A 21,755-nucleotide genomic window follows, 5' to 3' on the forward strand; every position below is an offset into this window, starting at 1 on the left:
AGTGCAGACCCGTGCACACAGCTGAGCTCAGAGCAGTTCTCAGATTCGCTTCACCACCGGGATGAAGCCCGGTGCACTGCGAATAAACCCGGTAGCGCCCGCCGTGGCAGACGCTCCGGCCCCGGCGCGGCCCGGCATGCCCCTGCGCGTCCCGGCTGTGCGCCACCTCGGCGCTGTGCCACTTCGGCCCGGGGCCACCCGGGAGCCCCACTCGCCGATGCGCGGGGAGAGCAGGGACAAGGGCGGGCAGGGCGGCTCCGGTGGCCAGCGGCGAGATCACCTTGAGCCGGTCCAGCGGCCGGTGATGGTTCTCCCGGGTGGTCGTGGGGGCGGGACGGGCCGGGGCGGGTAGGCAGGAGAGCGGTGGGTCGTCCGTCCCTTCCCGCGCCCGTCCCGTACCCGACCCCTTCGAGGAGCCGCCGTGAAATTCGGGGTATCGACCTTCATCACCGACCAGGGCATCAGCCCCACCTCGCTCGGGACCGCCCTTGAGGAGCGCTCGTTCGATTCGCTGTTCATCGCCGAACACAGCCACATCCCGGTGAGACGCGAGACGCCCTATCCCGGCGGGGGAGAGCTGCCGGACATCTACTACCGGACCCTCGACCCCTTCGTCGCCCTCACCGCCGCCGGGGTGGTGACCGAACGGCTGCTGCTGGGTACCGGCATCGCACTGATCCCGCAGCGCGACCCGATCATCACGGCCAAGGAAGTGGCCTCGCTCGACCTGGTCTCCGGCGGCCGGGTGATCCTCGGCGTCGGCATCGGCTGGAACCGCGAGGAGATGAGGAACCACGGCACCGATCCCACCACCCGCGGTCGACTCACCGATGAGCGGCTGCATGCCATGCGGGACCTGTGGACCGAGGAACAGGCCGAATTCCACGGTGAGTTCGTGAACTTCGACCCGGTCTTCTGCTGGCCCAAGCCCGTGCAGCGCCCTCATCCGCCGATCTACGTCGGTGGCGGCGAGGGTGCGTTCCGTCGGGTGGCGCGGTTCGGAGACGCCTGGCTGGCCCTCGGCGAGTCGCCCGAGAAGCTCGGTCCGCAGATCGAGCGGCTGCGGGACCTCGCCGACCGGGAGGTGCCGGTGGCGGTGTACGGCGTGCCCGACGACCCCGAGCAGGTCGAGGGGTACGGCCGTCTGGGGGTCGAGCGGCTGTTGTTCTACGTGCCGACGATGCCCGAACGGGAGACTCTGGAGCACCTGGACCGGCTGGCCGGGCTCGTCGCGCGGTACAGCTGAGGAACGGGGCTGCGCCCGCGTTGCGTGAGTGCTGTCCCGCGTTGCGCGTGCTGTCCGCACATGTTGTGCGTGCTGTGTTCGGGTGCCGTGTGCGCTGGGCTCGCGTGTCGTTCGTCCGTGCCGTGCCCAGATACCGCGTGTGCCCTGACTGCTCTGCGCGCGTGCCGTGACCGCTGGAAGGGGTGCGATGCCCGCTCTGACGAGCGCCGAGGCACGGGAGCTGTTCGCCGCGGCGCGTGTCGCCCGCCTGGCGACGGCCGACGCGTCGGCCCGCCCGCATCTGGTGCCGGTGGTGTTCGCCCTGGACGGCGATGTGGTGGTGCTGGCCGTGGACCACAAGCCGAAGCGGACGACGCGGTTGAAACGCCTGGCGAACATCAGGGCCAATCCGCCGGTCTGCCTCCTCGTCGACCATTACGAGGACGACTGGGAACGCCTGTGGTGGGTCCGGGCCGACGGGGAAGCCCGTGTGCTTCCGCGGCCGGACCGGTCCGACGAGGCGGCCCGGCGCGTCGGGGTGCTCGTGGCGAAGTACCCCCAATACGCGGACCGGCCACCGGAGGGGCCCGTCATCGAGGTCGCGGTCATGCGCTGGAGCGGTTGGCGCGCGGCGTGACAGGACAGCACCCGACAGCCGCTCCCTCACCGCACCCGCTTATCGCCCCCGCCGTGTCGAGGGCGCTCATCGGACGACGTTCGTTCGCGGCAGCGTGTTTCACGTGCTCGGAGCCCGACCGGTGCGACCGTGCCCGGGGACTGGAGCGCGGTGGCCGGTGCGCGGTGCTCTCGGTGCGGGGGTGTCGGGTGCACTCGTTCGGTGAGATGCTCACAACTCGCTTGTGAATCAAGTGTCTTGATGTGGAAACAATCCCGGCCTGAGTCCTTCGGGCCGGACGCGTGGCCGTAGCATCGACGCGGTGCCGTGGGGAGACGGTGCCGGGGGAGACGATTCCGGGGGACGGAGGTGTCCTGTCGTGTCATGGTCCGGTTCCGGGGCGAAGGCCAGGTACGGAGTCCTGGTGGCGGCCCCGCTGCTGGTGCTGCTGGCGGCGTGCTCCGGTGGCGGGGAGAATGCCGACGCAGCAGCGACGAGCGCCCGCCCGGCCGATGGTGCCGCAACGTCCCCGGCCGACGATGCGGGAACGGCCGACGATGCGGGAATGGTCGACGATGCGGGAACGGTCGGTGATGCGGGAACGGCCGAGGGTGCGGGAACGGTGGGCGGTGCGGGGGCATCCCCGACCATCGACGCGGACCCGGCCCGGCTGCCGGCCACGCGTGGCGCCGCGCTCGACCTCATCCGGCGCGTCATCGCGGACCCCGAGAGCTTCGGGCCCGGAGTGGTGCGGCGCAGCCCGTACGAGAGCGGCCCCGACACCTGGCCCGTGCTCGGGGCCGACTGCGTCTGGCGCCAGGAGAAGCCCGCGCCCGGCGTCCTCGCCACCCTCACCCGCTCCTTCGAGGTGCCCGCCGCCCGGGGGAAGGGGCCGCTGCGGCTGGCCGCGGTCGTGACCGTGCACCGGACACGGGAGGACGCCCGGTGGGAGATGGCCGAGTCCGTCGAGGAGACGATGCGCTGCCCGACACAACAGTTGCGGAAGGGCGAGCAGATCGGCTCCATGGTCGCTGGCCCATTGGCGCGGGGGGAGGCCACCCAGGACACCTCCGAGGACGCGCTGATGGAGATGGGCGAGTACCGGAGCACCGCGCTCGGCGGCCCCCATCCGTATCTGTGGGACCAGGCGCAGATTCTGCAGTTCACCGTGGCGGTGACGGGCAAGGGGGCCAAGGGGTGGTCCGCGGACGACATCGGCGACTTCATGTCCCCGGCCCTGGGCGCGATGGAGGTGCGGCTCGAATCCGCCGTGAAGAAGCAGGGTTGAGGAAGGCGGACGGCTGATGGACGCGTTGACGGCTTCGGACCCGTCTTGGATCGGCGGGCACCGGTTGCTGGGGCGACTGGGTGCGGGCGGGATGGGGGTGGTCTACCTCGGCCGCGCGGACTCCGGGGCGCTCGCCGCGATCAAGGTGATCCTGCCCGAGTACGCCGAGGACGACGACTTCCGGGCCCGCTTCCGCCGTGAGGCGGAGGCCGCCCGCCGGGTGGACAGCCCCTGGGCGGTGGCGGTCACCGATGCCGACACCGGGGGCGAACGTCCCTGGCTGGCCACGGAGTTCGTGGCGGGCCCCGCGCTGTCGGAGGCGGTGGCCCGGTGCGGACCGCTGCCCGCGCGGAGCGTCCGGGTGCTCGGGCGGCTGCTCTCCCGCGCGCTGGCCGCCGTGCACGCGGCCGGACTCGTCCACCGCGACGTCAAACCGGGCAACGTCCTGCTGACGGCCGACGGACCGCGCCTGATCGACTTCGGCATCGCGCGTGCCGTCGACGCCACGGCGCTGACCGCGACGGACCTGGTGGTGGGCACCCCCGGCTTCCTCTCCCCGGAGCAGGCCACCGGGGGCGGCACGGCCGCCGGACCCGCGAGCGACATGTTCTCGCTGGGGTGCCTCCTGGCGTACGCGGCGACCGGGCGGCCCCCGTTCGGCAGCGGTGCCGTCGAGGCCCTGCTCTACCGCACCGTCCACGACGAACCCGACCTCGACGGGATCGACGAACCGGAACTGCGCGCACTGCTCGGCGCGCTGCTGGCCAAGGACCCCGCGGCGCGGCCCGAGGCCGCCCGGCTCGACGAGCTGATCGTCGAGGACGCGCCCGACGGCTCCATCGACTGGCTGCCCGAGGACGTCGTACGGCTGATCGCCGTCCGGTCCACCGCGGTGCTCGCACTGCCCGACATCGACGCCACGGTCGCCGAGGAACCCACGGCGGCCGCACCCGCGCCGGGGCGACGGAGGCTTCTCCTGCTGGCGGGCGCCGGAGCCGTGGTCGCGGCGGGCGGCGGCGCGTTCGCCGTCCGGGAGTGGCTGGGCGGCGGCTCGCACGACCCCGGTGCGGCCGGCACGGACGGACCGGCCTGGACCATCGGCGTACAGGCCGATCTGTCCGGCCCCAGGAGCGCCGACGGGCGGGCGCAGGAGCGAGGCGTGCGCCTTGCCGTGGAACGGTTCAACTCCCGCGGGAACACACCGTTCACGCTTCGGGTGAAGGCGCTCGACGACCGGGGGGGAGGCGAGCAGGGCCGTGCGGGTCGCCGAGCGGTTCGCCCGCGACCGCGACGTGCTCGCCGTCATCGGTCCGACCGGCGACCCCGCCACCGAGGCCGTCCTCGGCGCGTACGACGAGGCGATGCTGCCGGTCGTCACCGTTTCGTCGTTGCTGATCGCCTACGCCGCCAGGTCCCGGAAGTCCTTCTTCCAGGCCGCCCCGTTCGATGCCGCGCTGTCCGTGCCGATCATCAGGCGGCTGCTGCTCCGGCCCGACGTCGAACGGCTCGGGGTGCTGCTCGACCGGTCCGGTGGCCAGGCCGCCTACCAGGCGGGCTACGCCACCCAGATGAACGCCGGTGTGCTCACCACCGGGACGGCGTATCCGAGAGTGGTGCCGACCGGGACACGGGACTTCGCGCCCGTGGTCGCGGACATGCTCGCGCACGCCAGCGACGCCTTCTTCTACGCGGGTGACGCGGCCGGAGCCGTCCACATGGCGCGCGCCCTCGCCGCCACGTCCTTCAAGGGGCCGCGGATGGCCATGCACACGGCCGAGTGCTCCTGGGCGCCGCCCGGGCTGTCCGCCCTGATCGCCGAACGCGCGAGCGCCGCCCTCGCCCTTCCCACCCCCGAACCGCCCACGGCCGTGACCGATCCCGGCCCGGGCCGCGACCCGGGTCCGCCCCGCCCCGCGCGGCGACGCTTCCTCACCGCCGCGGCAGCCGCCGCCGTCCTCCTGGCGGGCGGCGGAACCGCGGTCCGGGTGATGGGCCGACAGCGGGGCGGGGAAACCGCCGCACGCACACTCCCCACGCACACGGTCGGTCTGCACGCGGACCTGACCGGCCCGGGCAGAGCGGTCGGCCTGGCACACGAGCGCGGCATCCGGATCGCCGTCGCCGGCCACAACGCCCGCGCCGCAGCTGCCGGATTCCGGCTCTCCCTGCGCATCGAGGACGACGGCGGGGACGCGGCCCGCGCCCTTCGCGTCGCCGACCGGCTGGCCGCCGATCCGAAGGTGCTCGCGGTCATCGGCCCCACCGGGGACATCGCCGAGAACGCCATCGTCAGCCGCTACGAAAGGGCACGCCTCGCCCAGGTCGTCGTCGCGGCACGGTCCACCACCGCGCAATTGTCGGGTACCAAGTCCCTTTGCGTGACACGGAACTTCGACGACGTACTGCCGAACGCCCTGATCCGCTACGCGGCCGTCCGCCGGGTGCAACGTCTGGTCGTCGTCGAGGACCGCGCCGATCCCCAGGCCGGCTGGTCGGTCGCGAACCACTTCCAGGACACCCCGTTCCGGGAGACCGAGGTGACCGTGCGCCCGGTGGCGGCGGACTCCGCCTCCTTCGCCCCGGCCGCCCGCGCGGCGGTCGCGGCGGGAGCGGACGCCGTCGTCTACGCCGGATCGTCACCCGTCCGGGGCGCCCGCTGCGCCCTCGCCCTGGCCGACGCCGGATTCACCGGGACCGGCATGTCCGTCGGACCGGTCCTGGCGCCCGCCTTCCTCCGGGACGCGGGGAGAGCGGCCGAGGGATGGGTGTTCGCGGAGGCGTACACCGACCCGTCCGGGCTCCCCGCCGCGAAGGCGTTCACCGCCGCGTACCGGAGACGGTTCGGGTCCGCCCCGGCCCGCTGGGCCGCCGAGGCGTACGACGCGGTGGGGCTGATCGCCCGGGCGGTCCGGGCCATGAGCGCGCAGGACGCGGAACGCGGCGGCGTCGTACAGCGGCTGTTCCTCACCCGCCACCCGGGCATCACCCGGACGCTGTCCTTCCGGGCCAACCGTCAGGTGACGTACGAGACGGGGATGTTCCTCTACCGGATCGACGGCGGGCGGGCGCGCTTCCTGGGGCCGTACGAAGACGTGTGAAGCGCGTGAGACGTATGGAACGCATGGAACGTGTGCGGCGGGGGCGGTGGGATCGGCGGGACCGACGGGGCACGGGCTCCGGGCGCGGCGGGCTCGTTCCCGGGCCGTAGAGCGGGGCATGAAGCGGAGCTGCGGGCGCGCTTAAGAAATCCTCGATGGACCCCGGGCGCGGGGTGCGGCAGATTTTCCCCGGGACGGCGCAGGATGGTGCGCGGCAGCCGATCGACACGCTGCCATGCCGTCCCTCATCTACGTCCCCGGGCCCGCGGATTCCCCCACGAATGCGCCGGTCCGGGGCACTCGACGTCGTACAGCGCAGGGAGCCACCGCCGTGAAGGCACTCGTGAAGCAGAAGGCCGAGCCCGGACTCTGGCTGATGGACGTGCCGGAGCCGGAGATCGGTCCCTCGGACGTACTGATCAAGGTGCTCCGCACCGGCATCTGCGGCACCGACCTGCACATCCGGAACTACGACGGCTGGGCCCAGCAGGCCGTCCGCACCCCGCTCGTCCTCGGGCACGAGTTCGTCGGCGAGGTCGCCAAGACCGGCGCCGACGTCGTCGACATCGAGGTCGGTGACACGGTCAGCGGCGAGGGCCACCTGGTGTGCGGGAAGTGCCGCAACTGCCTGGCCGGACGCCGTCACCTGTGCCGCTCGACCGTCGGGCTCGGCGTCGGCCGGGACGGGGCGTTCGCGGAGTACGTCGCCCTGCCCGCGTCCAACGTCTGGGTGCACCGGGTCCCCGTGGACCTGGACGTGGCCGCGATCTTCGACCCGTTCGGCAACGCCGTGCACACCGCGCTGTCGTTCCCGCTGGTCGGCGAGGACGTGCTGATCACCGGCGCCGGGCCGATCGGCATCATGGCCGCCGCCGTCGCCAGGCACGCGGGCGCCCGCAACGTCGTCATCACCGATGTCAGCGAGGCCCGTCTGGAGCTGGCGCGGAAGGTCGGCGTCAGCCTCGCCCTGAACGTCGCCGAGGAGACCATCGCGGACGGGCAGCGACGGCTCGGCCTGCGCGAGGGCTTCGACATCGGTCTGGAGATGTCCGGGCGGCCCGAGGCGATGCGCGACATGATCGCGAACATGACGCACGGCGGCCGGATCGCCATGCTCGGACTGCCGTCCGAGGAGTTCCCCGTCGACTGGGCCCACGTCGTCACCTCCATGATCACCATCAAGGGGATCTACGGCCGTGAGATGTACGAGACCTGGTACGCCATGTCCGTGCTGCTGGAGGGCGGCCTCGACCTCGCCCCCGTGATCACCGGACGGTACGGGTACCGGGACTTCGAGGCGGCCTTCGACGACGCGGCGAGCGGCCGGGGCGGCAAGGTCATCCTCGACTGGACTTCCTGACCCGCCACCGCCGTCCTCGAAGCCACCGACCGCCGGCCGAAGCTCAGGACCCGCCCGCCGAAACCCGGGGCCCGCCCGCAGGAGCTTGCGGCCCGCCCGAAGCCGCGCCCGACCGTCCTGCACCCGACGCCCAACACCCCACGCCCGTACACGGCGAACCCTCGCGACCAGCTGGGAGACACCCCTCATGTTCGACTCCGTACGCGACGACCTGCGCACCACCCTCGACGAGATCCAGGCCGCCGGACTCCACAAGCCCGAGCGCGTGATCGGCACCCCGCAGTCCGCGAGCGTCGCCGTCACCTCGGGCGGCCGTCCCGGCGAGGTGCTCAACTTCTGCGCCAACAACTACCTCGGCCTCGCCGACCACCCCGACGTCGTCGCCGCCGCCCACGAGGCCCTGGACCGCTGGGGCTACGGCATGGCCTCGGTCCGCTTCATCTGCGGCACCCAGGAGGTCCACAAGGAGCTGGAGCGACGGCTCTCCGCGTTCCTCGGCCAGGAGGACACGATCCTCTACTCCTCCTGCTTCGACGCCAACGGCGGCGTCTTCGAGACCCTCCTCGGCCCGGAGGACGCGGTCATCTCCGACGCCCTCAACCACGCCTCCATCATCGACGGCATCCGGCTGTCCAAGGCCCGGCGCTTCCGCTACGCCAACCGCGACATGGCCGACCTGGAGGCCCAGCTCAAGGAGGCGTCCGGGGCCCGGCGCCGCCTCGTCGTCACCGACGGCGTCTTCTCCATGGACGGGTACGTCGCCCCACTGCGCGAGATCTGCGACCTGGCCGAGCGCCACGACGCCATGGTCATGGTCGACGACTCGCACGCCGTCGGCTTCGTCGGCCCCGGCGGCCGGGGCACCCCCGAGCTGCACGACGTGATGGACCGCGTCGACATCATCACCGGCACCCTCGGCAAGGCCCTCGGCGGCGCGTCCGGCGGCTACGTCGCGGCCCGCGCCGAGATCGTCGCCCTGCTGCGCCAGCGCTCGCGCCCGTACCTCTTCTCCAACTCCCTCGCCCCGGTCATCGCGGCGGCCTCGCTCAAGGTCCTCGACCTGCTGGAGGGCGCCGACGACCTGCGTGAACGGCTCACCGCCAACACCAAGCTCTTCCGTACCCGGATGACCGAGGAGGGCTTCGACGTCCTGCCCGGCGACCATGCCATCGCCCCCGTCATGATCGGGGACGCGGCGAAGGCGGGCCGGATGGCGGAACTGCTCCTGGAGCGCGGGGTGTACGTGATCGGGTTCTCGTACCCGGTCGTCCCGCAGGGCGCCGCCCGCATCCGGGTCCAGCTCTCCGCCGCGCACTCCACCGAGGACGTGAACCGCGCCGTGGACGCGTTCGTCGACGCGCGGGCGGCGCTGGGGGAGTAGCCCACGCCTCCCGGAGCCGGGAACTTCCTCCCCCGGAGTCAGGACCTTGCTTCTCCCGGAGTACAGGACCTTGCTCTCCCGGAGTCAGGACCTTCTTCGTGACCTGGGACAATGAGGAACATGATCGATGCACGGCGGCTGCGCATTCTCCGTGCGGTGGCGGACCACCGCACGGTGACCGCCGCGGCCGCCGCGCTCTACCTCACGCCCTCCGCGGTCTCCCAGCAACTGGCCGCGCTGGAGCAGGAGACCGGGCACCGCCTCGTCGAACGCCATGCGCGCGGCGCCCGGCTCACCCCCGCCGGGGACATCCTGCTGACCCATGCCAACGCGGTGCTGGCCCAGCTGGAGCGGGCCGAGGCGGAACTGGCCGCCTACAGCGCGGGGGACGCCGGTACGGTCACGGTCGCCGCGTTCGCCACCGGCATCGGCCTGGTTCTCGCCCCCGCGATCGCCGGACTGGCCCGCACCGCACCCGGCATCCGGGTCCGCGTCCAGGACGCCGAGGGCGACGCGAGCGTGCCGATGGTGCTGGACCGTCAGGTGGACGTGGCGGTCGCCGTCGAGTACCGGGGCGCGCCGGGCGAGGACGACCGGCGGCTGACCCGGGTCCCGCTCTACTCGGAACCCTTCGACGCGGTGCTGCCGGTGGACCATCGGCTGGCCGGACAGGAAGCGGTGGCGATCGCCGACCTGGAGAAGGACCCGTGGATCGGCCCGTACCCCGGCAACCCGTGCCACGACGTGGTGGTCCTTTCCTGCGAGTTCGCCGGGTTCCAGCCGAGGATGGAGCACTCCTCGGACGACTTCCGCGCCGTCGTCGCACTGGCCGGCGCGGGCGCCGGTGTGGCGCTGGTGCCCCGCTCGGCGCTGCGCGGCATGGAGCTGACGGGCGTGGTGGTACGGCCCGTACGGGGCAGCGCGCCCACCCGCCGCGTCTTCGCCGCGGTACGGCACGGGGCGGAGGGACACCCGCTGATCGCACCGGTGCTGGACGCGCTGGCCGCGGCGGCGGAACGGGAGGCGGCGCTGCCGCTGCCCGCGTCGCCGTGACGCGCGGGCGGCCGGGCACACCGCCTCAGAGCCTGTCGGGCGACCTCTGACCGGGCGGCCACGCCCTGGCACGCACTCCCCCAAGGCCTTAAGGGCCAGGGGGGACCCCCTCCGGCGTTGCCGGGATGGCCTCGTAGCCCCACTACGAGGCCATCCCGGCGCCTTGGAATCGCACGCACCACGCCGTGTCCGCTCTCCGATCGAAGGTCACCCGACAGGCTCTCAGCCGGCCCGTCTCCCGAGGCGGCGTATCCCGGCTCCGCCCGGACGCATCGTGCCGAGTGCGGCCGCCGCCACCACGGCCAGGGCCAGTGCCCCGTAACGGGCCGGGGACAGGTACGGCAGCGAACCGGTCGTCGACACCGCGAAGGCCACCAGCGGCACCGCCGCGACCAGCGTGCCGATCGCCAGGCCGGCCACCGCCACCAGACCCGTCTCCAGGACCAGAGCCCGCCGCACCTGGCGGCGACCCGCGCCGACCATCCGCAGCAGGCGGAACTCCGGGGCGCGCCCCACCGTGATCAGGGACAGCGTGCTGATCACCGCGAGCAGGGCGAAGCCGCCGATCACCCCGACCCCGATGACCACCAGGGCGTCGTCCCGGTCCGAGGACGCCGGAGCGATCCGTACGTCGTCCGCCGTCGCGGCCCGGACCCGTACACCCGCGTACGGGGCGAGCGCGCGTCGTACCGCGGCGGCCGAGTCGGTACCGCCGTCCGCAGTGCGGACCAGGATCCGTGGCGCGCGCGGGGACTCGACGTGACCGGCCAGGGCCTCGCTCGGCAGCATGAACTCACCGAGCCCCACGGACCGTTCGTACAGTGCCACCACGCGGAGGCGTGCCCGCGTGCCGTCGCCGAGGCGGAGCGCCACTGTGTCGCCGGTGCCGATGCCCAGATCGGCGGCCCGGTCCCGGCCGACCGCGACCGTGCCCCGGCCGGTGAGATCCGCGAGGTCGCCCGAGGCGACGCGCGGATCGAGCGTGCCGGGCAGCCCGCCCGCCGTCACCCCCAGCACGGGGATCCGCTCCAGCACCGGATCGCCCAGCTCACGACGGGCGAGGACGACTCCGGAGCGCAGTACGCCGGTCGCGGCCGCCACCCCCGGGGCCTCCCGCACCGCACGGACCGCGCTCTCCGGCAGTCCGGCGGCCGGACCCGTCACCACCAGGTCCGCCCGCAGCGCGGCGGCGGCCTGCCGGCCGGCGGCCCGCTCCAGCGTCGAGGCCGCCGAGAGTTGTACGCAGACGAACGCGACGACCAGCACGATCGGGGTGATCGCCGCGCCGAGGCGCCGATGGTGCGCGCCCGCCGACCTGGCGGCCAGAAATCCGCAGACCCCGCCCAGCCACCGTACCGGCCCGCCGAGCACCCGCAGCGCCACCCGGGCGATCCACGGCCCCAGCAGCGCCACCGCGCCGATCAGCGCGGCCGCGGCCGCCGTCGCCCCGAACACCGCGGCTCAGGCACCGCGATGGGCCCTCAGCGAGCGCCGGGCGAGGAACGCCGAGGCCCGCCGCGCCCCTGAACGCATGTCCTTGTTCCCGGGACCGGACCCGGACCCGGTCCCCGAGCCGGGCACGCTCCCGGTCCGGGCGGCCTCGGCACCGGAACCAGCAGCGGTCACCGTGCCCGATACCGTGTCTGTTCCCGTGCCCGCGCCGGTCCCTGTGCTCGCGCCCGTGTCCGTCTTCGTGCTCGCGCCCGCGCCTGTGCCCGGTCCCGTGCCCGTGCTCGTTTCCGCGTCCGTGTTCCGCCGTTGTGCGTACGGAGTCATCGCAGCCGGCCGCCGTCCATCGTCAGTACGGTGTCCGCCCGGCTCGCCGCCGCCGGATCATGGGTGACCATGACGACCGTGCGGCCGTCGGCCCGGACCGCGTCCCGCAACAGCCCGAGCACCAGGCCCGCCGACTCCGGGTCCAGAGAGGCCGTCGGCTCGTCCGCGAAGATCACCTCGGGTGCGGTCACCAGCGCCCGCGCCACCGCGACCCTCTGCTGCTGGCCGCCCGAGAGCGTCGCAGGGGCCTGCCCGCCCCGGCCCGCCAGGCCGACCCGGGCCAGCAGATCACGGCCGCGGGCCAGCACCCGCTCGTCCGTCGGGCCGGCGCCCGCCAGCACCAGCGGCAGCACCACGTTCTCCTCGATGGTCAGCGAGGGCACCAGATTCAGGGCGTGCGACTGGAACACGAACCCGATCCGGTCCCGGCGCAGCCGGGTGAGCGCGGCCTCGGACAACGAGCCGAGATCGGTCCCCCCGACCCGTACCGTCCCCGAGGTCGGGCGGTCCAGGCCCGCCGCGCACTGCAGGAACGTGCTCTTCCCCGACCCCGAGGGCCCCACCACCGCGGTGAAGCTCCCGGCCGGGACCGTGCAGCTCACCGCGTCGAGCGCGAGCGTCCCCCGGCCGCCGCGCGGCCCATGGCGCCGGGTCACCGACTCCAGAGCGAGCGCGGTCGCCCGTACCCCCGTGACCGTTGTGACCGTGTCCACCCTCGAACCCACCGTTCCTCTTCCATTCCTTGGCTGACCTGCGTAGACGCTAGGAGCGCCGGGATCGGGGAGCGAGGGCGCGCACACCCGGACCGGGGTTCGGTCCGCTACACCGGGAGCCCGGGGGAGACCACCACTCCGGCGACGGGGGACGCCCCGTAACGTGGTGCGGCATGAGCACCACCCCCACCCCACTGGCGATCGCCGTCCGGCGCTCCTGGGACGCCTCGCGCCACCTGCTCATCGGCATGGGGACGGCCCTGGTCTGCTATGTGGGCACCTTCCTGGTGGTGGCCGTCCTGTTGTTCGCGGCGGTGCTCATCGGGCTGCCCGCCCTGCCCGAGGCCGTGAAGCCGCTGCGCCTGCTGGCGGAGTTCGAGCGCCGCAGGGCTGCCGAACGGCTCGGCGTCCCCTACGCCCCGGCCCCCTGGCCCGCCCCGGACGGCGGGGAACTCTCCGAACGCGTGCGCCGTGTCCTCACCGATCCGATGGTCTGGCGCGGAGCGCGCTGGATGCCGTTCCACGCGCTCGCGGGGAACGGCCTCGGATGTCTCGCGATGGTGCTGTGGCCGGTCGGGCTCTTCGTCGACGGGGTCGTGCTGCCGGTCCAGCATCTGCTGGACCGGTGGAGGGCCGACGAGTACGGCACGCCGCCGCCGGTGCGGCACGGCTGGGCCCTGCGCTGGCACGGTGTCCTCGCCGACCTGTCGGCGAGCTGGACCCGGTCCCTGCTCATCCCCTCGCCGTCCGCCGTCCTCGCCGGCCGGATCGATCAGCTGACCGAGAGCCGGGCCGGGGCGGTCGAGGCGCACGGCGCCGAACTGCGCCGCATCGAACGGGACCTGCACGACGGCGCCCAGGCCAGGATCGTCGCCCTGTCGATGCGTATCGGCCTAGCCAAACAGCTCCTCGACCGTGATCCGGACGCCGCGCGCAGGCGCCTCGACGAGGCCCAGGACGGGGCGGAGGAGGCGCTGGCGGAGCTGCGGCACGTGGTGCGCGGCATCCACCCGCCGGTCCTGACGGACCGCGGACTCGCGGGCGCGGTACGGGCGTTGGCCGCCGGCGTCGGCGTGCCCGTCACCACGGACGTGGACGGTGTGGACGACGGGCGGCGGCTTTTGGCCGCGATCGAGGCCGCTGCGTACTTCGTGGTCGCCGAGGCCCTCACCAACATCGGCAAGCACAGCGGCGCCACGGCCGCGACCGTGCGGATCGACCGGCCCCCCGGCATCCTGCGCGTGGTCGTCGGAGACGATGGTCGTGGCGGCGCGGACGAAGGCGCCGGCAGCGGGCTGGTCGGCATCAGACGGCGGATCGCCGCCCTCGACGGCACCACCCGCGTCAGCAGCCCCACCGGAGGGCCTACGGAGATCGAAGTGGAGCTGCCGTGCGGATCGTGATCGCGGAGGACAACGCGCTGCTGCGGGAGGGCCTGATCCTGCTGCTCACCAGCTCGGGCCACGAGGTGGTGGCGGCCGCGGCGGCCGGGCCCGAGGTGCTGCCCGCCCTGCTGGAGCACCGCCCGGACGCCGCCGTGCTCGACGTGCGGCTCCCGCCCACCTTCCGGGACGAGGGCCTGCGCGCCGCGCTCGCCGCCCGCGACCGGCTGCCGGACCTGCCGATCCTGGTCCTTTCGCAGTACGTCGAGGAGACGTACGCCGCCGAACTGCTCGCCCGGGGCGCCCAGGGCATCGGCTACCTGCTGAAGGACCGGGTGGGCCGGGTCGACCAGTTCCTCCAGGCGCTCGAACGGGTCGCGGGCGGGGGTACGGCGCTCGATCCCGAGGTGGTGACGCAGTTGCTGACCCGCAAGTCGTCGGCCGAGCCCCTGCAGAACCTCACCCCGCGCGAGCGCCAGGTGCTGGAACTGATGGCACAGGGCAAGGCGAACGGCACCATCGCCGACGAACTGGTGGTGACCGAACGCGCCGTGAGCAAGCACATCGGGTCGATCTTCCTCAAGCTCGGGCTGGAACCGGACGACGGCACGGTGCACCGGCGGGTGCTCGCGGTGCTGGCCTACCTGGAGGGCAAGGGCGCGCGCTGATTCCGGTCCGGAACCGGACCGCGCCGCACGGGGCGGCGGCGTGGGCGCCCCCTACCGGCCGACGGGCGCGGTCCACGGTGCGCGGGACGCGCGTGCCGTGGGCACCACGACGGGGGGCGCCGTCGCCAGGCGCGTCCATGATGTCCGCCTCGACCCCGTACAACTCCCGGACGAGGGCGGCGTCCACCACGTCACGGGCCGTGCCCCGGGCGACGATCCGGCCCCCGTTCATGGCCACGATGATGTCCGCGTACCGGGCGGCGCCCGCCAGTTCGTGCAGCACCATCACGACGGCGCGGCCGGCCGCCGCCACCTCCCTGACCAGTTCGAGGACCTCGACCGCGTGCCCCAGGTCGTTACGGGCATGATGCCGTACACCGTGTCATGTCTCGTCTTGACGTCCCGCGCCTGCCAGGAGGTCCGCATGCCCAGCCCGAACCAGCCCGTGCCCTTCACCGCCGACGACTACCGGGCACGGATGGCGCGCGCGGCCGACGCCGCCGCCGAGGCGGGGCTCGCGGGGGTGCTGGTCGCCCCCGGCCCCGACCTCGTCCACCTCACCGGCTATCAGCCCGTGAGCACCGAACGCCTCACGCTCCTCGTCCTCACACCCGGTCAGGACCCCGTCCTCGTCGTCCCGACCCTGGAGGCCCCCGACGCGGCGGAGGCCGTCGGAGGACCGGCCCTCACCCTGAGGGACTGGACCGACGGCAAGGACCCGTACGCCATCGCCGCCCCGCTCCTCCGGGACCGGGGGCGGTACGGGATCAGCGACAACGCCTGGGCCATGCATCTGCTCGGGCTGCGGCGCGCGCTCCCGGACACCTCGTACATCTCCCTCACCGAGGCCCTGCCGATGCTCCGCGCGGTCAAGGACGCCCCCGAGCTGGAGCGGCTCGCGGCGGCCGGGGCCGCCGCCGACGCCACCTACGAGGAGATCCTCAAAGTGCGGTTCTCGGGGCGCAAGGAGACCGATATCGCCGCCGAACTGTCCGACCTGCTCAAGCGGTTCGGGCACTCCCAGGTCGACTTCACCGTCGTCGGCTCCGGCCCGAACGGCGCCAACCCGCACCACGAGGCGGGCGACCGCACCATCGAGCAGGGCGACATGGTGGTGCTCGACTTCGGTGGTCTGAAGCACGGTTACGGCTCCGACACCTCCCGCACGGTCCACGTCGGCGAACCCACCGCCGAGGAGCAGCGGGTCCACGACATCGTGCGGCAGGCGCAGGAGGCGGGTTGCGCCGCGGTCCGGCCGGGGGTCGCCTGCCAGGAGATCGACCGGGCGGCCCGCGCCGTCATCACCGAGTTCGGCTACGGCGAGCGCTTCATCCACCGCACCGGCCACGGCATCGGCGTCACCACCCACGAGCCGCCGTACATGATCGAGGGCGAGGAACGGCCGCTGGTGCCCGGGATGTGCTTCTCGGTGGAGCCGGGCATCTATCTGCCGGGGCGGTTCGGTGTACGGATCGAGGACATCGTGACCGTGACCGAGGACGGCGGCCGACGCCTCAACAACACGGCGCGCGAACTGGCGATCGTCGAGTAGCCGGGCCGTTCCGGGCAGGCCTTCCGCCGCGGTCGGGGCGCCCACCGCGGCGGAAGGCAAGGTCGTGTCTCAGTCGTCGGCCAGCAGCGCGCACGACTCCGGCGGCAAGTGCAGCAGCCCGTCGCTCCCCGGCGCCTCGACGGGCTCCCACGCCGCCACCACCCGGCCGAAGCCGCCCCCGCGCCGCCCGTCGCCCAGCGGGATCGTGGCCGGTCCGCCGTCGAGGTTGACGGCGATGCGCAGATCGCCCCGCCGGTACGCCAGCCAGCGCGCGTGCTCGTCGAAGGCGGTGCGCACCGACGCCAGATCGGGGTCGGCGAGGTCGGGCAGCGTGCGGCGCAGCGCGATCAGCCGCCGGTACCAGGCCAGCAGGCGGGCGTGCGGCTCCCGGTCCGGTTCGCTCCAGTCCAGGCAGGAGCGGTCACGGGTGGCCGGGTCCTGCGGGTCGGGGACGTCGTCGGCGGCCCAGCCGTGCGACGCGAACTCGCGTCGCCTGCCGGTGCGGACCGCTTCGGCCAGGACCGGATCCGTGTGGTCGGTGAAGTACTGCCAGGGGGAGCGGGTGCCCCATTCCTCGCCCATGAACAGCATCGGGGTGAAGGGGCCGGTCAGCACGAGCGCGGCGGCGCAGGCCAGCAGGCCGGGGGAGAGCGTGGCGGCGAGCCGGTCGCCCCGTGCCCGGTTGCCGATCTGGTCGTGGGTCTGGGCGTAGCCGACGAATCGGTGGGCCGGGGTGCGGGCGGTGTCGACCGGTCGGCCGTGGGTCCGGCCGCGGAAGGCGGAGTACGTACCGTTGTGGAAGAACCCGCTGGTCACCGTCTTGGCGACGGCGGCCAGCGGGGCGGCGGCGAAGTCCGCGTAGTACCCCTGGGACTCGCCGGTCAGCGCGGTGTGCAGGGCGTGGTGGAAGTCGTCGTTCCACTGGGCGTGCAGCCCGATGCCGCCGGCCTCGCGCGGTGTGGTCGTCCGGGGATCGCAGCGGTCGGACTCGGCGATCAGCGGGAGCGGGCGGCCCAGCTCGGCGGAGAGCGCGTCGGCCGCCGCGGACAGCTCCTCCAGAAAGGTCAGCGCCCGGGAGTCGGCCAGCGCGTGGACCGCGTCCAGCCGCAGCCCGTCGAGCCGGTAGTCCCGCAGCCAGGCGAGCGCGCTGCCCAGCAGATAGGCCCGCACCTCGTCCGAGCCGGGGGCGTCGAGGTTGACCGCCGCGCCCCACGGGGTGTGATGGGTGTCGGTGAAGTACGGGCCGAAGGCCGGGAGGTGGTTGCCCGACGGGCCGAGGTGGTTGTGCACCACGTCCAGGACCACCGCGAGCCCCAGTCCGTGCGCCGTGTCGACGAAGCGCTTCAGGCCCGACGGGCCGCCGTACGGCTCGTGCACGGCCCACGGCGCCACCCCGTCGTACCCCCAGCCGCGGGTGCCGGGGAAGGGGCACACCGGCATCAGCGACACATGGGTGACGCCCAGTGCGGTGAGATGGCCGAGCCGGGCCGCCGCGGCGTCGAAGGTGCCCTCCGGCGTGAACGTACCGATGTGCAGCTCGTACAGGACGGCGCCCGGCAGCCCCCGCCCCGCCCATGCGTTGCGCCAGGCGTACGCCGAGTGGTCGACGACGGCGCTCGGCCCGTCCGGCCCGTCCGGCTGGCGGCGCGAACGGGGGTCGGGCAGCACACGTACCCGATCGGCCTCGCCCCCGCCACCACTTCGGTCCCCGCCCGCGCCTCGGTCCCCGTCCCCGTTCCGTTCCCCGTCCGCGCCCCCGTTCAGGACGAATCCGTAACGGTCCCCGTCGGACGCCTCGGCCTCCACCGTCCACCAGCCGGCCCGCCCGTCGTCGCGCGCCATCGCCCGTCGCGCGCCCGCCAGCCACAGGTCGACCGCGTCCGCGTCCGGTGCCCATACCTCGAACAGCATGCAACGCTCCTCGTCTTCTCGCGCACCCGTGCCCCGTCGTCGGCAGCAGCCGCGACGGCTGGCTCACGACACTGGATCGAGCCCGTTACTGGCGATTAAGGTCTGGTCCTGATCATTGCCCTGCCCGCTTTCGCTCAATACGCACTCCCTCTTACGGCTGTGGAGGCCGACATGAACGTGCCGCGGTCGAATGTGCCGATGCCGAACGCACCAGTGCCCGCCGCGCCGGCGCCGAACGGGTCCGGGACGAGCGGGTCCGCGACGACCGCGGCCGCGTCCGCCGTGCCCGTGTTCCCGCCCGGTTTCCTCTGGGGGGCATCCGCATCCGCGTTCCAGACGGAGGGGGCGGCCGACACCGACGGCAAGGGGCCCTCCGGCTGGGACGCCTTCGCCGCCCAGCCCGGACGCATCAAGGACGGCACCGACGTCGGTCGCGGCACCGGATTCCACCAGCACTACCGCGAGGACGTCGCCCTCCTGGCCGGGCTCGGCGCCGACGCCTTCCGGTTCTCCATCAGCTGGCCGCGCGTGGTGCCCGGGGGCAGCGGCGCCGTCAATCCGCAGGGCCTCGACTTCTACGACCGCCTCGTCGACGAACTGTGCGCCCACGGCATCACCCCCGCCCCCACCCTCTACCACTGGGACACCCCGCTGCCGCTGGACGAGGCGGGCGGCTGGCTCAACCGGGACACCGCCTACCGCTTCGCGGAGTACGCGGGCATCGTCGCCGAACGCCTCGCCGACCGCGTACCGATGTGGATCACCATCAACGAACCTGCCGAGGTGACCCTGCTCGGCTACGCCCTCGGCCGGCACGCACCGGGCCACACCCTCCTCTTCGACGCCCTGCCCGCCGCCCACCACCAGCTCCTCGCCCACGGACTGGCCGTGCGCGCGCTGCGCGGCGCGGGCGCCGACAACATCGGCGTCGCCGTCTCGCACACCCCCGTCTGGCCCGCGGGCGACCGCGACGAGGACCGCTCCGGGGCGGAGCTGTACGACACGATCACCAACTGGCTGTTCGCCGACCCCATCCTCACCGGCCGCTACCCCGACGAGAACTTCGCCGCGCTGATGCCCGGTCCGGTCGCGGACGACCTCGCGACCATCTCCACCCCGCTCGACTGGTACGGCGTCAACTACTACAACCCCACCCTCGTCGGCGCCCCCGACGCACAGGCCCTCGACTCCTTCTCCGGCTTCGAGATGCCCGCCGAACTCCCCTTCGGCATCCGGGAGATAGAGGGTTACGAGAAGACCGACTTCGGCTGGCCCGTCGTCCCCGACGGACTGCGCGAGACCCTCGTGCAACTGCACGCCCGCTTCGGCGACCGCCTCCCGCCGCTCTACATCACCGAGAACGGCTGCGCCGTCGACGAACCCGCCCGCGACACCCGCCGGATCGCCTACCTCGAAGGACATCTGAAGGCCCTGCACGCCGCGATCGGCGCGGGCGTCGACGTCCGCGGCTACTTCACCTGGTCGCTGACCGACAACGTCGAGTGGATCGAGGGAGCCAGCAAGCGCTTCGGACTGGTGCACATCGACTACGAGACGCTGCGCCGCACCCCCAAGGACTCCTACGCCTGGTACCGCGACCTGATCCACGCCCAGAAGAACGGACACGCGGCGGCCGGGGGCGCCTGACGGCGTCCCGCGCCCGGGTCCCTCACAGCCGTCCCTTCACGGCCGCCCGCTCCTTCTCCCACCCCCCATGTGACGGTCGGTCTTACGAACCGCCCCGTGCGTGATCAATACTTCGCGCCCTGGTCGCTTCGTGGTGGTCCCGGGCCCGACCGGGGATCTCCGTGCACGGGACGCCCGCCTCCGTGCCGGCTGCTGCTCGGCGTGGGGCCGCGCGGCGAGGACGCGACGATCCCCGCCGAACAGCGCCTGCGCCTGGGGCGGTCGGCGGAACTCGCCCGCCGGGGCGCTCAGTCCCAGACCATGTCGAAGGAGCGCCCGAAGTCCGCATAGCCGAGGCGGGCGAAGGACGCGGCCATCGGGGCGTTGCCGAGATCGGTCGCGGCCCGGATCCGGTCCACTCCGTCCTGCGCGGCCAGCAGCCGGGTTCCCTCGGCGAGGATGCCGTCCACGTACCCGTGGCCGCGCCGGGCGGGAAGGACGCCGATGTACGCGATGATCGGGTTGTAGTCGTTGCGCGCCGGGATCACGAACCCGACCGGCTCGCCGCCCGGCAGTTCGGCGATGCGCCACCACTCGCGCGGGGTGGCGTACCGGGCCAACTCCTCGTCGTAGTGCTTCTCGGCCGCCTCCCGGGCGCTGAGCCCGGACGCCAGATCGGCCCGGCCGTGGGCGTCCAGGGTGCCCTCCATCACCGCCGTCATCAGCGCGAGCAGATCTCCCCGGCCTTCCACCGGGCGGAACCGCAGCCGTCCGTCGTCCGGCGGCACCGGCGTACCGGCGCGCCACTCCAGGCGCAGCCGCTCCACCAGCATCCGCGCCCCGGAGCGCTCCATCACCCGGATCCGCGCCTCGACGCTCTCACGGGTGGCCGGGTCCTCGCGCCAGTCCGGTGGCACGTAGCGGCCGTACTCGGGGCGTTGCGCGCCGGCCGGTACGACCGCCGCCGTCGCCGTCTCCAGCAGCCGCAGGCCCGCCTCCTCGCGTTCGGGCCGTGGCAGGGCGTCGTCCAGGTCGAAGACGTCGAGGAGCAGAGGGGCGTCCCCGTCCCGGCTCCACCAGGCGATCCGGGCCACCACGTGCTCGCCGCGCAGCGCCACCCACATCCACCCGGGACGCCGGCGCCCGCTCTCCAGGTCCTCGGCGAGCTCGTCGTCGAGGAGGTAGGACAGACGGAGAAAGAGCCCGAGTTCGTCCGCGCCGGTCAGCGGACGGATGGTCAGTTCCTGTGATGTCGTTTCCGGTGAAGCTGGGGGCACGAGGTCTCCTCGACGGCTGGGGAAGGCAGCCCGGGGGACCACGGGCGGCGCGAGACGGGAGACGGTAGCAACCGCTCCCCGGCACTGCTCGCGGTTTTCGCGGCGGCGCGCGGCCCGGACGGGAGCGCGCCCGTGCGGGCCGGGGTTCTTCTGGACACTCCGGGGCGGTCGGGCCGACAATTGGGCGCGTGACGTCCCCCTTTGAGTCCCACACGTACCCCGCGCGGCCGTCGGACGCCCAGCGCGACCGTGTGATCGGCGTGCTCAGAGACGGCGCCGCACAGGGAAAGCTGTCGCACGACACGTTCATGCGCCGCATGGAACTGGCTCTCGTCGCCCGGAGCCCGGACGAACTGTCCGCCCTCACCGCCGACCTGGCGGGGAGCGAGGGGCGCTGGTCGCGGCGGGTGCTGAAGGTCGTGGGCGGGGTGTCCGGCTTCCCCGGCCGGGTGCGCCGGGTCTGGCGGACCGAACGGCTGCCGAGGCTCCTGCTTCCCGTCCCCGGTCCGTACCCCCTGCTGATCGGTCGCGATCCCGGCAACGGACTGCGGCTCAGCCACGAGTCCGTCTCCCGGCTCCATGCCGAACTCACCACGCGGGACGGCCGCTGGATGCTCCGCGATCTCGGCTCGACCAACGGCACCTGCGTCAACGGGCAGCGCGTCGTCGGAGTGGTCCCGGTCCGCGAGGGGGACCAGGTGAGCTTCGGGGGAATGAGTTTCCGGCTCACCGCGCCCGTCCCCGAACCTCCCGCCTGACGGCGAGCCCCGCCGCCCGGCGCGCGCCCGGTCCGCGATCCGGTCCGCGATCCGGTCACCGAGGTGATCGG

The 21,755-nt window shown here is 73.5% G+C and carries 15 protein-coding genes and 2 pseudogenes; 12 read left to right on the plus strand and 5 right to left on the minus strand.

All coding sequences use genetic code 11. The annotated features are described in order from the left end of the window. Positions 1–421 precede the first annotated feature (421 nt). The 7 genes and pseudogenes from ACFYXM_RS28215 (at position 422) to ACFYXM_RS28245 (ending at position 10,021) form a co-directional block, all read left to right on the plus strand. On the plus strand, positions 422–1,246 hold the full coding sequence (locus ACFYXM_RS28215; protein ID WP_389293486.1) for an LLM class F420-dependent oxidoreductase: 825 nt from the start codon (positions 422–424) through the stop codon (positions 1,244–1,246). A 187-nt stretch (positions 1,247–1,433) separates the two neighbouring features. Beyond that, positions 1,434–1,862: a TIGR03668 family PPOX class F420-dependent oxidoreductase gene (locus tag ACFYXM_RS28220; RefSeq protein ID WP_389293487.1), complete on the plus strand. Its 429-nt coding sequence runs from the start codon at positions 1,434–1,436 to the stop codon at positions 1,860–1,862. 358 nt (positions 1,863–2,220) lie between these two features. Continuing rightward, positions 2,221–3,129 carry a hypothetical protein gene (locus tag ACFYXM_RS28225; protein ID WP_389293489.1) on the plus strand — a complete coding sequence of 303 codons (909 nt, stop codon included), beginning with the start codon at positions 2,221–2,223 and terminating at the stop codon, positions 3,127–3,129. A gap of 16 nt (positions 3,130–3,145) precedes the next feature. Next, positions 3,146–6,227: pseudogene (locus ACFYXM_RS28230) on the plus strand (bifunctional serine/threonine-protein kinase/ABC transporter substrate-binding protein). A gap of 331 nt (positions 6,228–6,558) precedes the next feature. After that, positions 6,559–7,587, plus strand: coding sequence for an L-threonine 3-dehydrogenase (gene tdh, locus ACFYXM_RS28235; RefSeq protein WP_389293491.1), 1,029 nt, complete (start codon positions 6,559–6,561; stop codon positions 7,585–7,587). 187 nt (positions 7,588–7,774) lie between these two features. Next, the gene (locus ACFYXM_RS28240; RefSeq protein WP_389293493.1) at positions 7,775–8,968 is read left to right on the plus strand and encodes a glycine C-acetyltransferase; all 1,194 of its coding nucleotides are present in this window, start codon (positions 7,775–7,777) and stop codon (positions 8,966–8,968) included. 120 nt (positions 8,969–9,088) lie between these two features. Continuing rightward, positions 9,089–10,021, plus strand: a complete 933-nt coding sequence (locus tag ACFYXM_RS28245) for a LysR family transcriptional regulator (RefSeq protein ID WP_389293495.1) — start codon at positions 9,089–9,091, stop codon at positions 10,019–10,021. 222 nt (positions 10,022–10,243) lie between these two features. Here the strand turns inward: ACFYXM_RS28245 and ACFYXM_RS28250 are convergent, their stop codons facing one another. Next, positions 10,244–11,476 (minus strand): FtsX-like permease family protein, encoded by a 1,233-nt coding sequence (locus tag ACFYXM_RS28250; protein ID WP_389293497.1) that lies wholly within the window; start codon positions 11,474–11,476, stop codon positions 10,244–10,246. 317 nt (positions 11,477–11,793) lie between these two features. After that, a complete protein-coding gene (locus tag ACFYXM_RS28255) occupies positions 11,794–12,510 on the minus strand; it encodes an ABC transporter ATP-binding protein (protein ID WP_362025040.1) in 717 nt (238 codons plus the stop codon). A gap of 173 nt (positions 12,511–12,683) precedes the next feature. Here ACFYXM_RS28255 and ACFYXM_RS28260 point away from each other — a divergent pair, with 173 nt between their 5' ends. Both ACFYXM_RS28260 and ACFYXM_RS28265 read left to right on the plus strand, forming a co-directional pair. After that, complete coding sequence (locus ACFYXM_RS28260; protein ID WP_389293499.1) at positions 12,684–13,913, plus strand: sensor histidine kinase; 1,230 nt, start codon at positions 12,684–12,686, stop codon at positions 13,911–13,913. Then, a complete protein-coding gene (locus tag ACFYXM_RS28265; protein WP_073785186.1) occupies positions 13,901–14,560 on the plus strand; it encodes a response regulator transcription factor in 660 nt (219 codons plus the stop codon). Before ACFYXM_RS28260 ends, ACFYXM_RS28265 begins: the two co-directional genes overlap by 13 nt. 51 nt (positions 14,561–14,611) lie before the next feature. On the opposite strand, the pseudogene fecE reads toward ACFYXM_RS28265, so the two are convergent. Next, positions 14,612–14,915 (minus strand): annotated as a pseudogene (gene fecE / locus ACFYXM_RS28270) (Fe(3+) dicitrate ABC transporter ATP-binding protein FecE); the annotation flags it as partial. 69 nt (positions 14,916–14,984) lie between these two features. On the opposite strand from fecE, the gene ACFYXM_RS28275 reads away from it, so the two are divergent. Further along, a complete protein-coding gene (locus ACFYXM_RS28275) occupies positions 14,985–16,112 on the plus strand; it encodes an aminopeptidase P family protein (protein WP_389293501.1) in 1,128 nt (375 codons plus the stop codon). A 69-nt stretch (positions 16,113–16,181) separates the two neighbouring features. On the opposite strand, the gene treZ is transcribed toward ACFYXM_RS28275, so the two are convergent. Further along, positions 16,182–18,023 carry a malto-oligosyltrehalose trehalohydrolase gene (gene treZ, locus ACFYXM_RS28280; protein WP_389293503.1) on the minus strand — a complete coding sequence of 614 codons (1,842 nt, stop codon included), beginning with the start codon at positions 18,021–18,023 and terminating at the stop codon, positions 16,182–16,184. Positions 18,024–18,221: 198 nt separating this feature from the next. Here treZ and ACFYXM_RS28285 point away from each other — a divergent pair, with 198 nt between their 5' ends. After that, the gene (locus ACFYXM_RS28285; protein ID WP_389293504.1) at positions 18,222–19,670 is read left to right on the plus strand and encodes a GH1 family beta-glucosidase; all 1,449 of its coding nucleotides are present in this window, start codon (positions 18,222–18,224) and stop codon (positions 19,668–19,670) included. A 287-nt stretch (positions 19,671–19,957) separates the two neighbouring features. Here ACFYXM_RS28285 and ACFYXM_RS28290 read toward each other — a convergent pair whose 3' ends face one another. Next, positions 19,958–20,926, minus strand: a complete 969-nt coding sequence (locus tag ACFYXM_RS28290) for a GNAT family N-acetyltransferase (protein ID WP_389293506.1) — start codon at positions 20,924–20,926, stop codon at positions 19,958–19,960. A gap of 188 nt (positions 20,927–21,114) precedes the next feature. Between ACFYXM_RS28290 and ACFYXM_RS28295 the strand changes: the two genes are divergently transcribed. Next, positions 21,115–21,684 carry a DUF1707 and FHA domain-containing protein gene (locus ACFYXM_RS28295; protein ID WP_389293507.1) on the plus strand — a complete coding sequence of 190 codons (570 nt, stop codon included), beginning with the start codon at positions 21,115–21,117 and terminating at the stop codon, positions 21,682–21,684. The last annotated feature ends 71 nt before the right edge of the window (positions 21,685–21,755 follow it).

This window comes from Streptomyces sp. NPDC002476 (assembly GCF_042889785.1).
Lineage (GTDB): Bacteria > Actinomycetota > Actinomycetes > Streptomycetales > Streptomycetaceae > Streptomyces.